We start from the raw sequence: 13,172 nt of genomic DNA on the forward strand, positions 1-13,172 counted from the left end.
TGCCCGTGCGTACCGGACCTCCACGGTGCGGGTCGCATTTGGTCCGCGTCCTCATGTCCGGTAATGTTCTCGGCCGGTGGGACCTCCACGGGAGGGAGCCAGGGGACGAGTCTCGACTCGTCGAAACGGCTCCTCGACGGTGGCTGGTTACCCCCTTGGGGTATGGTGTAATTGGCAGCACGAGTGATTCTGGTTCACTTAGTCTAGGTTCGAGTCCTGGTACCCCAGCGAAGAGCTCCGGCTCGGATCGCGTGGTCAAGACCGCGCGAAACATGAGGTAGAGTTCTCGACGGAGAAACGGACCGGAAACGGTACGAGGATCCACAGGCCCCCATCGTCTAGCGGCCTAGGACGTCGCCCTCTCACGGCGGTAACACGGGTTCAAATCCCGTTGGGGGTACAGAGAAAGGCCCGGTCACCATCACGGTGACCGGGCCTTTGTCATGCTCGGAGAAGCGTGAGCAGCGCTCGACGCGACGTGTCGTGGTGCTCGCACGCGCCGTGTGACGAAGGTCGCGGCCCTCGGTGGGGACGCGTGATCGCCGTGCTGGGCACGACGGAACCGTCAGCTCGCGCTCGTGAGCTCGTCGAGGTGTCGTCAGGGCGCGCCGTCGCGACCCGGGCCGGGCTCGTAGGGCTTCGGGATCGGCGTCGGCGTGGGGCGCGGGTGGATGACCGGCACGTAGGTCGCCCGGTGCTCCCCGGAGACCGCCCAGCCGGGCTCGTCGTCATGAGGCTCCGCGGGGTGCTCGCCGCCGAGCCACCCGTCCCTGCGTCCCGCGGCGCCCTGAGCCGCCTCCGACGGCCCCGCGACCGGGATGGGCTGCGTCGGCCCGCTCGACTCGCCGGTCGCGCGCCCGGGGACGACGACCACGTGCTGGTCGGCGGGCGGGGGCGCGGGGACGGGCGGCAGGGTCTGGGCCGGGCTGCGGCCGTCCCACGCGGGGGCGGGCTCGACGGGCGCCGGCTCGGCCGGCTGGGGAGGGCGCGGGCCTGGCGGCGGGATCGACGCCGGGGCGGCTCCCTGGGTGCCGCCCTGTGCCGTTCCGGGGCCGCTCGGTCCCGCGCCGGGGCGGCTCCCGGGCGTGAAGAGCGTGTCGCACAGGAGGCGGTACGTCGCGTCAGGGTGAGAGACCCAGTCGATCTGGCGCAGCGCCTGGTCCTGCCCGGCGGATTCCAGGAGGAACTGCCCGTAGCCGAAGACGCGCCCGACGGGCGAGCGTCCGTAGTTCATGTCGGTGACCTTGGTGAGCGGCATCATCGCGACCTTGTGCGTGATGAGGCCGTACAGCAGGAGCAGGCGCTTGTCGGTGGCGACGAACCACTCGTTGCGCCACTCGAAGACCTTCCACACCAGGCGCCCGGCGAGGATCAGCCACAGCCACCACAGGAACAGCACGCCGTCGCCGACGGCAGGCCCCGCGCGCACGACCAGCCACGCGACGAGGAACGCGCCCGCGACGGTGGTCACGACCGGCTCGAGCAGCATCCCCCAGTGGTGGCGCGTGGCCACCACGACCCGCTCGCCGCTGAGCACGTAGCGGTCGAGGATCCGGCTCCGGGGACGGCCGCGGGCCACGGTCAGTCCAGGAGCGAGTTGAAGAACTGGCCGATGGAGCTGAAGGCACCGAGGATGACGTCCCAGATGCCCTCGACGATGTCGGCGGCACGGTCGGGGCTCCTGATGACCGCGTAGACGGCGAAGATCACGAGCACCCAGATCAGGGTCATCTTCACCTTGGGATGCATCGGGACTCCTCGTGTCTCGGGTTCGGACGGTCAGGTGCGCCCCCTGCCGCCACCGCACCGTCCGGCGCCGGGGCACGCACAGCATGGCAGCAGCCGGTGACATTTTGACAGGGCACGTCCCGTTTGCCGCCCGCGGCGCGCCGAACCTGGGGCTATCGCTGGATCCGTCGCCGAACCCGGCCGCGTCCCCGGGTTCGGCGCGTCCCTGCTACTCGCCCGCGCGACGCAGCACCTCGGTGAGGCGGTTCGCCGCGGCCACGACCGAGCCGGAGTGCAGGCGGCCGGGCTGACGGCTCAGGCGCTCGACCGGACCGGAGATGGAGACCGCCGCGACGACGCGGCCGGACGGCCCGCGCACGGGAGCGGAGACCGAGGCGACGCCGAGCTCGCGCTCGGAGACGGACTGGGCCCAGCCGCGGCGTCGGACGCCCGAGAGGATCGTGGCCGTGAAGACGGCCTCGCGCAGGCCGCGGTGGAGGCGGTCCGGCTCCTCCCACGCGAGCAGGATCTGCGCCGCGGAGCCCGCGTTCATCGTGAGCGTGGCGCCGACCGGGATCGAGTCGCGCAGGCCGACCGGACGCTCGGCGGCCGCGACGCAGATGCGGTGGTCGCCCTGGCGGCGGTAGAGCTGGGCGCTCTCGCCCGTGTGGTCGCGCAGGGCGGTGAGCACGGGGTTCGCGGCGGCGAGCAGGCGGTCCTCGCCGGCGGCCGTCGCGAGCTCGTTGAGCCGCGGGCCGAGGACGAACCGGCCCTGCATGTCGCGCGCCACCATGCGGTGGTGCTCGAGCGCGACCGCGAGGCGGTGCGCGGTCGGGCGAGCCAGGCCGGTGGCCGTGACGAGCTGGGCGAGGGTGGCTGGTCCGGACTCCAGGGCGCCCAGGACGGAGGCCGCCTTGTCCAGCACTCCGACTCCGCTAGTATTGTCCATAGGTCGATATTGACGTCTCACGCACTGAGATGCAAGTCCGGCGGAGATGTTCCACCCGCTGGACGTTCTCCCCGGCAGGCTGCCGGACGACGGACGATCGACCCAGACGGTTCTCCAGACCCCCAGGAGCACCGTGACAGACGACGAGGAGATGAGCTACATGGCCGGCACGCTGGCGGAGAAGGTCTGGGACGCGCACCTGGTGCGACGAGGCACCGACGGGTCGCCTGACCTCCTCTACATCGACCTCCACCTCGTGCACGAGGTCACCAGCCCCCAGGCGTTCGAGGGGCTGCGCCTCGCGGGCCGCCCGGTCCGCCGTCCCGACCTCACGATCGCGACCGAGGACCACAACACCCCGACGCTCGACATCGACCTGCCGATCGCGGACCTCACGAGCCGCACGCAGATCGACACGCTGCGCAACAACGCGCGCGAGTTCGGCGTCCGCATCCACTCGCTCGGCGACGCCGACCAGGGCATCGTGCACCAGGTCGGGCCGCAGCTCGGCCTCACCATGCCGGGTCTGACGGTCGTGTGCGGCGACTCGCACACCTCGACGCACGGCGCGTTCGGCGCGCTCGCCTTCGGCATCGGCACGTCCGAGGTCGAGCACGTGCTCGCCACGCAGACGCTCCCGCTCGCGCCCTTCAAGACGATGGCGATCAACGTCGACGGCGAGCTGCCGCCCGGCGCGACGAGCAAGGACATCATCCTCGCGATCATCGCCAAGATCGGCACCGGCGGCGGCCAGGGCTACGTCCTGGAGTACCGCGGCGAGGCCATCCGCAAGCTCTCCATGGAGGCGCGGATGACGATCTGCAACATGTCGATCGAGGCGGGCGCACGTGCCGGCATGATCGCCCCGGACGACACGACGTTCGAGTACCTCAAGGGCCGCCCGCACGCGCCCGAGGGTGCCGACTGGGACGCGGCCGTCGAGTACTGGCGCACGCTGCGCTCCGACGACGACGCCATCTTCGACACCGAGGTCACGCTCCGCGCGTCCGACCTGGAGCCCTTCGTCACCTGGGGCACCAACCCCGGCCAGGGCCTGCCCATCTCCGCGACCGTGCCCGTCCCCGAGGAGATCGCGGACGAGAACGAGCGCGTCGCCGCCGAGCGCGCGATCGAGTACATGGGCCTCACGCCCGGCCAGCCGCTGCGCGAGATCCCCGTCGACACCGTGTTCATCGGGTCGTGCACCAACGGCCGCATCGAGGACCTGCGCTCGGTCGCGAAGGTCGTCCAGGGCAAGCAGAAGGCCGACGGCGTGCGCGTCCTCGTCGTCCCGGCCTCCGCGCGCGTGCGCCTCCAGGCCGAGGCCGAGGGCCTCGACAAGATCTTCCTCGACTTCGGCGCGGAGTGGCGCAACGCCGGCTGCTCGATGTGCCTCGGCATGAACCCCGACCAGCTCCAGCCGGGCGAGCGCGCCGCCTCGACGTCGAACCGCAACTTCGAGGGGCGCCAGGGCAAGGGCGGCCGCACGCACCTCGTGTCGCCGCTCGTCGCCGCCGCCACCGCGCTGCGCGGGACGCTCTCCTCGCTGAGCGACCTCGACCTGCCCGAGGGCACCGACATCACGTCGTTCGACGGCACGCCGCTCGCGCCGCTCGACCCGCGCGTCCTCGTGCAGGTCTGAGCCCCGCGCCGCGCTGCTGCCCACTCGTCGCCCCGAAGACTCGAAGAGGTTCCTGCCATGGAGAAGTTCACGACCCACACCGGCGTCGGCGTCCCGCTGCGCCGCAGCAACGTCGACACCGACCAGATCATCCCCGCCGTCTACCTCAAGCGCGTGACGCGCACGGGGTTCGAGGACGCGCTGTTCGCCGCCTGGCGCGGTGACCCCACGTTCGTCCTCAACCAGGACGCCTACCGCGCGGGCTCCGTGCTCGTCGCCGGCCCCGACTTCGGTACCGGCTCCTCGCGCGAGCACGCCGTGTGGGCGCTCAAGGACTACGGCTTCCGCGTCGTGCTCGCGTCGCGCTTCGCCGACATCTTCCGCGGCAACTCCGGCAAGCAGGGCCTCGTCGCGGGCATCGTCGCGCAGGAGGACATCGAGCTCCTCTGGAAGATCCTCGAGACCAACCCCGGCACGGAGGTGACCGTGGACCTCGTCAACCGCACCGCGTCCGCGCAGGACGTCACCGTGCCGTTCCAGATCGACGACTACACGCGCTGGCGCCTCATGGAGGGTCTGGACGACATCGGCCTGACCCTCCAGCACGAGGACGAGATCTCCGCGTTCGAGGCGACGCGGGCGTCGTGGCGGCCCAAGACGCTGCCCGCGAAGACGCTGCCGAAGGTCGAGATCGAGGCTGCTCGGCCGGTCTGACCTTCCTGGCTCGGGGGCGGGCTCTGGGGTGGTGACGACGGGTCTACCATCCGCGGGGCTCGTTCCTCGCCCCGCTCCCGCCAGGCCCACCACGACCCGTCGTCACCTCCCCAGACCCCGCCCGTGGTCGTGTCGCCGACACGTCACTCGCGCGGACTGATCGGGGACGACGGCGACTCGCACCGTCGGCGCCTCGCCTCCTCAGGGGCGGGGTGGGCCCTGGTGGATGGCGTCGAGGAGGGACTCCGGGGTCGCGGTCTCGGGGTTCCAGCGGGACTCGACCCACCAGGTGGCGCCCGCGTCGGCGAGGCCGGCGAGCTGGTCCGCCGCTGCCGAACGGTCGGACGGGAGCTCGCCCTGGACGACGACGTCGAACGGGCGGCCCGCGTCGAGGCCCAGCTCCGCACGGCGCGTGGTGAGCCAGGCGACCAGGGCGGAGACGTCGTCGTGCGTGGGGACGTCGAAGCCGCGCTCGCCGCGGAGCTGCAGCACGATCCCGTCCGCGCGCAGCGTGCGGTCGAGCGAGCGCAGCGGCGGGCGCTCGGCGTCCCAGACGCCCACGGGCCACACCGGCACGTGGTGCCCGACGACCGGGCGCTCCACGGGTCGGGGGAGGAACAGCATCTCGCCCGCGTGCACGTGCGTGCCGTCGAAGGTGAACTTCTCGCCCGACCAGGCGCGGTCGAGGTACGCGATCGCGTCGTCGAGCAGCTCCGCGCGCTCACGCAGGGACTGGGGCTGGCCCGGGACGGCGGAGAAGCCGCCGTCGTCGAGTACGCCCACGCCGACGGGCAGGACCAGGCGTCCGCCCGACAGGTGGTCCACGGTGAGCGCCTGCCGCACGACCTCCCACGGCCGGCGGCGCGGGAGGGCGAAGACCATCGCCCCGAGCGCGATGCGCTCGGTCCGGACCGCCGCTGCGGCGAGCACCGCCCACGGGTCGAACGTGTCGACGGGCATCGACAGCAGGCTCAGCCCGTCCCACGAGAAGAACCCGTCCCAGCCGGACTCCTCGGCGCCGACCGCCATGTCCAGCACCTGGGCCGCGGAGCCGAAGCTCCCGACCACCCCGACCTTGATCTCCGACCCTGTCTCCGTCGCTGCGCTCATCCCGAGGACGCTACGCCCCGCCACCCACACCCGAGCCCGTCGAGTGCTGGGTAGGCGTCGTCTCCGGGCGCCAGCGACGACGAGTCCCCAGCACTCAGGGGAGCGGGGTGACGTCGAGGCGGACGATGCGGCGGCGGGCGACGTCGGTCACGGTGAGACGGCGGTCGTCGACGTCGACGTGGTCGCCCACCGTCGCCAGCCGGCCGAGCTGCGCGACGACGTACCCGGCGACCGTCTCGTAGGGACCGTCGGGCAGCTCGACGCCGGTGCGCCGCGCGAACTCCTCGATCGTCTGGCCGGCGTCGACGCTCGTCGCGGTGCCGTGCTCGCGCGCCGGGGAGGGCTCGTCGGGGTCGTACTCGTCGCGGATGTCGCCCACGAGCTCCTCGACGAGGTCCTCGAGCGTGACGATCCCGTCGGTCCCGCCGTACTCGTCCACGACGACGGCGATGTGCACGCCCTCGCGGCGCATCTGCGACATCGCGGGGAGCACGGTGTTCGTCGCGGGCAGGGCGAGGATCGGGCGGACGACGTCGCGCACCGCGAGGGCGCGCCCCGTCACCGGGTCGGTGGCCGGGTGGTCGGGGCAGTCGCGCCCGAGGAGGTCGCGGACGTGGAGGAACCCGACGACGTCGTCGAAGTCGTCCCCGGTCACGGGGTAGCGCGAGTACGGGCCCGCCGCGACGGTCTCCGCGGCGTCGGCGAGCGTCGTGTCGGCGCGCAGGAACGCGACCTCGCCGCGCGGGGTCATGGCCTCGGCGAGCGACCGGTCGCCCGCCTGGAACACGTCGTCGAGGATGCGGCGCTCGTCCTCCGGCAGCGACTCGTGCGCGAGCACGATCTCGCGCAGCTCCTCCTCGCTCATCTCCTCGCTGCGCGCCGACGGGTCGCCGCCGAGCAGGCGCACGACGCCGTCGGTCGAGCGCGACAGCAGCCAGATGACGGGCCGCATGAGGGTCGCGAACCGGTCGAGCGGCGGCGCGACGACGAGCGCGACCCCCGCCGAGCGCTGGAGCGCGATGCGCTTGGGCACGAGCTCCCCGAGCACGAGCGAGAGGTACGCGATGACGAGCGTCAGCCCGACGAGCGCGACCGTGTCCGCGAGCCCGCTCGACAGCCCGAGGCTCTCGAGCGACGGCGCGAGGTCAGGGGCGAGCGTCGAGGCGCCGTACGCGGCCGAGAAGAACCCCGCGACGGTGACGCCGATCTGCACGGCGGCGAGGAACCGGTTGGGGTCGCGCGCGACGGCCGCGACCCGCGCGCCGCGCGCGGACTGCTTCTCGAGCCGTGCGACCTGGCTCTCGCGCAGCGAGACGAGCGCGATCTCGGTGCCGGCGAACACACCGCCGACGAGGATGAAGAGCAGCACGAGGCCGATGTTGGCCCAGGTACCGGAGTCCATGCTCCATCCAAGCAGGCCGCCCGGCCCGACATGGGATCAGCGGTCGGTGGGGCTCCGGCCGGGGTCCGTGGGCTCGGGGTCGGTCGGCTCGGGATCGGCCTGGTCTGCATCGGCCGGGGCGGAGCCCTGCGGCTCGGCCGCCGGTGCGGCGGCCCCGGTCGCCGTCCCGGCCGTCGCGTCGTCGGTCGCGTCGGTCGTGCCCTCGGCGGTGGCCGGCTCGGCGTGCTTGCGGCGCGGGACGACGTGCGCCACGAGGACGACGACGCCACCCACGACGATGCCGACGACCGCCGAGCACGCCGTGTTGACGAGCCAGCCGAGGAACCCGCCCACGCCCGCGACGCCGGTGACCGCGTGCTCGAGGTGGTGCACGACGTCGTACGGGCCGTGCCAGCCGAGGTCGTAGGCGCCCTGGAGCAGGATGTGGCCACCGACCCAGAGCATCGCGATGATGCCGACGAACGAGATGACGGACATGACCTTGGGCATCGCGCCGACGAGCCCGCGACCGAACGACTGGACCCAGGGTGTGTCGCGCCGCGCGAGGTGCAGGCCGATGTCGTCCATCTTCACGATGAGCCCCACGACCCCGTACACGAGGACCGTGATGAGCACCGCGACGATCACGAGGATGATCAGGCGCGACCAGAAGGCCTCCGAGGCGACCTCGTTGAGCGCGATGACCATGATCTCCGCGCTGAGGATGAAGTCGGTGCGCACCGCGCTCGACACCACGGAGTCCTCGTCGACGGCCTTCTTCTCGGCCTTCGTCTCGACCTCGGCGTGGTGCCTGCCCGAGACGAGCTCCCACACCTTCTCGGCGCCCTCGAACGCGAGGTACGTCCCGCCGAGCATGAGCAGCGGCGTGAGCAGCTGGGGCAGGAACTGGCTCAGCAGCAGGATCGCCGGGAGGATGAACAGCAGCTTGTTGCGCAGCGACCCCGTGGCGATGCGCTTAACGACCGGCAGCTCGCGCTTCGCGGCGAGGCCTTCGACGTAGCGCGGCGTGACGGCGGTGTCGTCGATGACGACGCCCGTCGCCTTGGCGCTCGCGCGCCCGGCGGCGGCGCCGACGTCGTCGATCGACGCGGCGGCGAGCTTGGCGAACGCCGCGATGTCGTCCAGGAGGGCAGCGAGTCCGAAGGCCATGGGGAGGTGCTCCGTGCGCCGGCCCGCGTCGCCGCGCACGGGCCCGCTGGTCGAGTGGACGCGGCGGCAGCATCGTAGCGAGTGCGGGCCCCGCGGCGTCGCGCTCGCCCACCGTCGCCCGGCGGCGCCCGGCACGGGGTCGGCGCCCGGTCCCGTCGGGACGCGGGCGCCGACCGTGCTCAGCGTGCCGTGGGGCGGGTCACGACGTTCACGAGGTGCGGCGCGCGCACGACGACGCGCACGACCTCGCGCCCGGCGGTCGCCCGCGCGACGCCGGTCGACGCGAGCGCGAGGTCGTGCAGCGTGCGCTCGTCGACGTCCGCGGGCACCCGCACCCGGCCGCGGACCTTCCCGTCGACCTGGACGACCGCCTCGACCTCGTCGGCGACGAGGAGCGCCGGGTCCGCGACGGGCCAGGTCGCGTCGGCGACCGAGGGATCGCGGCCCAGCCGGTGCCAGGCCTCCTCGGCGGTGTGCGGGGCGAACAGGCTCAGCAGCACCGCGACGACCTCGGCAGCCTCGCGCACGGCCGCCCGGTGCGGCGCGTCGGGCTCGCCCGGCGCCGGGCCCGCGTCGGACGCCCGCCGCGCGGCGGTGACGAGCTCCATGACGCGCGCGACGACCACGTTGAACCGGCTCCGGTCGAGCAGGTCCTCCGCCTCGTGCACGGTCGTGTGGGTCGCACGGCGCAGGTCGTGCGCGCGCGACCCGGGCGCCACCTCGGCGAGCGAGGCGTCGTGGGTCGCCGCGCCCGACCGTGCGCCCGGCCCGACGACCGAGCCTCCGGCCGGCCCGACGACCGAGCCTCCGGCCGACCCCACGGCCGGGCCGACGGCGTCGGCCAGCCGCAGCACGCGCGCGCAGAAGCGTCGCATGGCGCCGGGGTCGACGTCCGCCCAGTCCACGTCGTCCTCGGGCGGCCCCGCGAACACCATCGCGAGGCGGACCGCGTCGGCGCCGTGCCGGTCGAGCTGCTCGCCCAGGTCGACGCCGTTGCCGAGCGACTTGCTCATCGCCCGACCACCGTGGAGGACCTGCCCCTGGTTGAGCAGCGTCGCGAACGGCTCGACGACGTCCACCCAGCCCTCGTCGTGCAGGAACTTCGTGACGAACCTGCTGTACAGCAGGTGCAGGATCGCGTGCTCGACGCCGCCCACGTACTGCGCCGCGGGCATCCACCGCCGCGCGTCCCCGGGCCGGAACGGGGCGTCGCCGGGCGGGCCGTCGTCGCCCGGCGAGCAGTACCGCAGGAAGTACCAGGACGAGTCGACGAACGTGTCGAGCGTGTCCGGGTCCCGCTCTGCGTCCGCGCCGCAGCGCGGGCACGGCACGCGCCGCCACACGGCGGCGGCGGGCGACGCGAGCGGCGAGCGCCCGCGGGGGAGCAGGTCGTCGCCGGCCAGGTCCGGCAGCTGCACGGGCAGCTCGTCGTCGGGGACCGGCACGACGCCGCACGCCGGGCAGTGCACGACCGGCACCGGGGCGCCCCAGTAGCGCTGGCGCGAGACCAGCCAGTCCCGCAGCCGGTACGACGTCGCGCGCTCGCCCACGCCGTCGGCCTCCAGCCGCGTGATCGCGTCGTCGACGTCGGGCCACGTCTCGCCCGACCCCGCGGGCAGGCCGTGGGCGGCGGCGAAGCGCGCGTCGCGGTCGTCGTGTGCGGGTACGCCCATGACCGCGCCCGTCCCGTAGCCGGGCAGCACGTGGTCCGCCGCCCAGACGGGCAGCCGCTCGTCCGTCACCGGGTGGCGCACCCACGCACCCAGGAACGTCCCGGCGCTCGTGCGCTGCGCGTTCGTCCGCTCGATCTCACCGGAGGCCAGCGCGGCCTCCCGGTGCCGCGCGAGCGCCTCCGCGTGCTCCGGCGCGCACAGCACCGCCGCGAGCGGTCCGTCCGGCGCGACGGCGACGAACGTCGCGCCGGGCAGGGTGTCGGGGCGCGTCGTGAACACCTCGACGTGCTCGGGGCGTGCGCCCGGCCCGGGCGAGGCGCTCGCGGCGGCGCGGGGGCCGCCGTCGGGCACGACCGCGAAGCGCACGCGCGCGCCCGTGCTGCGCCCGATCCAGTTCCGCTGCATCGTCAGGACGCGCGCGGGCCACGCGCCCTCGAGCGCGTCCATGTCGTCGAGCAGCCGGTCGGCGTACGCGGTGACGCGCACGAACCACTGCGTGAGCTCGCGCTGCACGACGGCCGCCCCGCACCGCTCGCACCGCCCGCCCACGACCTGCTCGTTCGCGAGCACCGTCTGGTCGGCCGGGCACCAGTTCACCGGGGCGGTCGCGCGGTAGGTGAGGCCGCGCTCCAGCAGCCGCAGGAACAGCCACTGCGTCCAGCGGTAGTACTCCGGGCGGTGGGTCTCCAGGCGTCGCGACCAGTCGAACGACACGCCGTACCGGTGCGCCGTCGCGGCCTGCGTCGCGATGTTGGTCTCGGTGAAGACCGCGGGGTTCTCGCCTCGGCGGATCGCCGCGTTCTCGGCGGGGAGCCCGAACGAGTCCCAGCCGATCGGGTTGAGCACGTCGTACCCGCGCAGGCGCCAGTACCGCGCGACGACGTCCTCCAGGGCGAACACCTCGGCGTGACCCATGTGCAGGTCGCCCGAGGGGTACGGGAACATCGTCAGCAGGTAGCGGCGCGGTCGCGCGCCGTCGTCGCGCGCGCGGAACGTCCCGTGCTCGGCCCAGTGCCGCTGCCAGCGGTCCTCGATCTCGCGGGTCGACGGGGGAGACGGGGGTACGGAGGGTTGGGGTGGGTGTGCGGCGTCCACGGGGAGGCTCCTCGAGAAGGTGGGCTTCGTCGTCGGGCACTCGCCCGGTCCGTGGGGACGCGCGGGCATCGCCGCGCTGAGCGTGCCCGCCCGGCGGGCTCAGCGCGGCCGGCGAAGGAGGAGCCGCAGGTGTCGCATCCCGGACATCGTGACCTGCCCGACGGCGCAGGGTCAACCCTCCCGGGCCCGCGGGTGTGGCGGACGTCGCCCGCGCGGGCGCGCCACGGCCGATCCCGCGCCATTAGGCTGGACGCCATGGCATCCCACTACGACGTCGTCGTCCTCGGTGCAGGTCCCGGTGGTTACGTGGCCGCGATCCGTGCAGCCCAGCTGGGCCTGTCGGTCGCGGTCGTGGAGGAGAAGTACTGGGGTGGGGTGTGCCTCAACGTGGGCTGCATCCCGTCCAAGGCGCTCCTGCGCAACGCCGAGCTCGCGCACATCTTCCAGCACGACGCCAAGACCTTCGGCATCTCCGGAGAGGTCAGCTTCGACTTCGGCGCGGCGTTCGACCGCTCGCGCACCGTCGCGGAGGGGCGCGTCAAGGGCGTGCACTTCCTCATGAAGAAGAACAAGATCACCGAGTACGACGGCCGCGGCACGTTCCGCGACGCGCACACGCTCGACGTGAAGCTCGCCGACGGCTCGACCGACCAGGTGACGTTCGACAACGTCATCATCGCGACCGGCTCGAAGGTGCGCCTGCTCCCGGGCGTCGAGCTGTCCGAGAACGTCGTCACGTACGAGAAGCAGATCCTCACGCGCGACCTGCCCCGCTCCATCGCCATCGTCGGCGCCGGCGCGATCGGCATGGAGTTCGCCTACGTCCTCAAGAACTACGGCGTGGACGTGACGATCATCGAGTTCCTCGACCGCGCGCTGCCCAACGAGGACGCCGACGTGTCGAAGGAGATCGCCAAGCAGTACAAGAAGCTCGGCGTCAACCTGCTCACGTCGACCGCCGTCCAGACGGTCACCGACAACGGCGCGAACGGCGTCACGGTCACCTACAAGGGCGTCAAGGACGACAAGCCGGGCGAGCTCGTCGTCGACAAGGTCCTCATGGCCGTCGGCTTCGCGCCCAACGTCGAGGGCTTCGGCCTGGAGAACACCGGCGTCCAGCTCACCGAGCGCGGCGCCATCGCGATCGACGACGTCATGCGCACCAACGTCGAGCACATCTACGCCATCGGCGACGTCACCGCGAAGCTCATGCTCGCGCACGTCGCCGAGGCGCAGGGCGTCGTCGCGGCCGAGACCATCGGCGGCGCCGAGACCCTCACGCTCGGCGACTACCGCATGATGCCGCGCGCGACGTTCTGCCAGCCGCAGGTCGCGAGCTTCGGCCTCACCGAGCAGCAGGCGCGCGACGAGGGTTACCAGGTCAAGGTCGCGACCTTCCCGTTCATGGCGAACGGCAAGGCGCACGGCCTCGGCGACCCGGTCGGCTTCGTCAAGCTCATCTCCGACGAGACCTACGGCGAGCTGCTCGGCGGCCACCTCATCGGCCCCGACGTCTCCGAGATGCTGCCCGAGCTCACGCTCGCGCAGAAGTGGGACCTCACGGTCAACGAGGTCGCGCGCAACGTGCACACCCACCCGACGCTGTCCGAGGCCGTCCAGGAGTCGATCCACGGCCTCGCGGGGCACATGATCAACTTCTAGGCAGCAGGCCAGGTCGGACGCCGTCCGATCGCGTGGTCAGAGGCCCGGATCCGCGGAGTTCCACGGTTC

Annotated in this window: 10 protein-coding genes and 2 tRNA genes; 5 read left to right on the top strand and 7 right to left on the bottom strand. The window is 72.9% G+C overall.

Annotation, left to right across the window (positions count from 1 at the left end; genetic code table 11):
* Window positions 1–156 precede the first annotated feature (156 nt).
* Window positions 157–228: transfer RNA gene (locus ABRQ22_RS05675), tRNA-Gln, on the top strand.
* A 99-nt stretch (window positions 229–327) separates the two neighbouring features.
* Window positions 328–400 (top strand) — tRNA-Glu (locus ABRQ22_RS05680).
* 198 nt (window positions 401–598) lie between these two features.
* Here the strand turns inward: ABRQ22_RS05680 and ABRQ22_RS05685 are convergent.
* From ABRQ22_RS05685 to ABRQ22_RS05695, 3 genes are all read right to left on the bottom strand, one after another.
* On the bottom strand, window positions 599–1,579 hold the full coding sequence (locus ABRQ22_RS05685) for a PH domain-containing protein (protein ID WP_353708859.1): 981 nt from the start codon (window positions 1,577–1,579) through the stop codon (window positions 599–601).
* Window positions 1,580–1,581: 2 nt separating this feature from the next.
* A complete protein-coding gene (locus ABRQ22_RS05690; RefSeq protein WP_167550992.1) occupies window positions 1,582–1,749 on the bottom strand; it encodes a hypothetical protein in 168 nt (55 codons plus the stop codon).
* Between the two features lie 208 nt (window positions 1,750–1,957).
* A complete protein-coding gene (locus ABRQ22_RS05695; RefSeq protein WP_024840729.1) occupies window positions 1,958–2,677 on the bottom strand; it encodes an IclR family transcriptional regulator in 720 nt (239 codons plus the stop codon).
* Window positions 2,678–2,837: 160 nt separating this feature from the next.
* On the opposite strand from ABRQ22_RS05695, the gene leuC reads away from it, so the two are divergent.
* Together leuC and leuD are read left to right on the top strand one after the other, a co-directional pair.
* Window positions 2,838–4,319, top strand: a complete 1,482-nt coding sequence (gene leuC / locus ABRQ22_RS05700) for a 3-isopropylmalate dehydratase large subunit (protein WP_353709505.1) — start codon at window positions 2,838–2,840, stop codon at window positions 4,317–4,319.
* 57 nt (window positions 4,320–4,376) lie between these two features.
* Window positions 4,377–5,012 carry a 3-isopropylmalate dehydratase small subunit gene (leuD, locus tag ABRQ22_RS05705; RefSeq protein ID WP_087469387.1) on the top strand — a complete coding sequence of 212 codons (636 nt, stop codon included), beginning with the start codon at window positions 4,377–4,379 and terminating at the stop codon, window positions 5,010–5,012.
* A gap of 201 nt (window positions 5,013–5,213) precedes the next feature.
* On the opposite strand, the gene ABRQ22_RS05710 is transcribed toward leuD, so the two are convergent.
* The 4 genes from ABRQ22_RS05710 to ABRQ22_RS05725 all read right to left on the bottom strand — a co-directional run bounded on the left by ABRQ22_RS05710 (window position 5,214) and on the right by ABRQ22_RS05725 (window position 11,381).
* Window positions 5,214–6,122, bottom strand: a complete 909-nt coding sequence (locus ABRQ22_RS05710; protein WP_353708860.1) for an LLM class flavin-dependent oxidoreductase — start codon at window positions 6,120–6,122, stop codon at window positions 5,214–5,216.
* A 94-nt stretch (window positions 6,123–6,216) separates the two neighbouring features.
* Window positions 6,217–7,524 carry a hemolysin family protein gene (locus ABRQ22_RS05715; RefSeq protein ID WP_353708861.1) on the bottom strand — a complete coding sequence of 436 codons (1,308 nt, stop codon included), beginning with the start codon at window positions 7,522–7,524 and terminating at the stop codon, window positions 6,217–6,219.
* A 36-nt stretch (window positions 7,525–7,560) separates the two neighbouring features.
* The gene (locus ABRQ22_RS05720; RefSeq protein WP_353708862.1) at window positions 7,561–8,673 is read right to left on the bottom strand and encodes a DUF808 domain-containing protein; all 1,113 of its coding nucleotides are present in this window, start codon (window positions 8,671–8,673) and stop codon (window positions 7,561–7,563) included.
* Between the two features lie 179 nt (window positions 8,674–8,852).
* A complete protein-coding gene (locus tag ABRQ22_RS05725) occupies window positions 8,853–11,381 on the bottom strand; it encodes a leucine--tRNA ligase (RefSeq protein ID WP_353709506.1) in 2,529 nt (842 codons plus the stop codon).
* A gap of 315 nt (window positions 11,382–11,696) precedes the next feature.
* Here ABRQ22_RS05725 and lpdA point away from each other — a divergent pair, with 315 nt between their 5' ends.
* Window positions 11,697–13,103 (top strand): dihydrolipoyl dehydrogenase, encoded by a 1,407-nt coding sequence (lpdA, locus tag ABRQ22_RS05730; protein ID WP_253050522.1) that lies wholly within the window; start codon window positions 11,697–11,699, stop codon window positions 13,101–13,103.
* Window positions 13,104–13,172: the final 69 nt, after the last annotated feature.

Source organism: Cellulosimicrobium sp. ES-005, from assembly GCF_040448685.1.
Taxonomy (GTDB): Bacteria; Actinomycetota; Actinomycetes; order Actinomycetales; family Cellulomonadaceae; genus Cellulosimicrobium; species Cellulosimicrobium cellulans_G.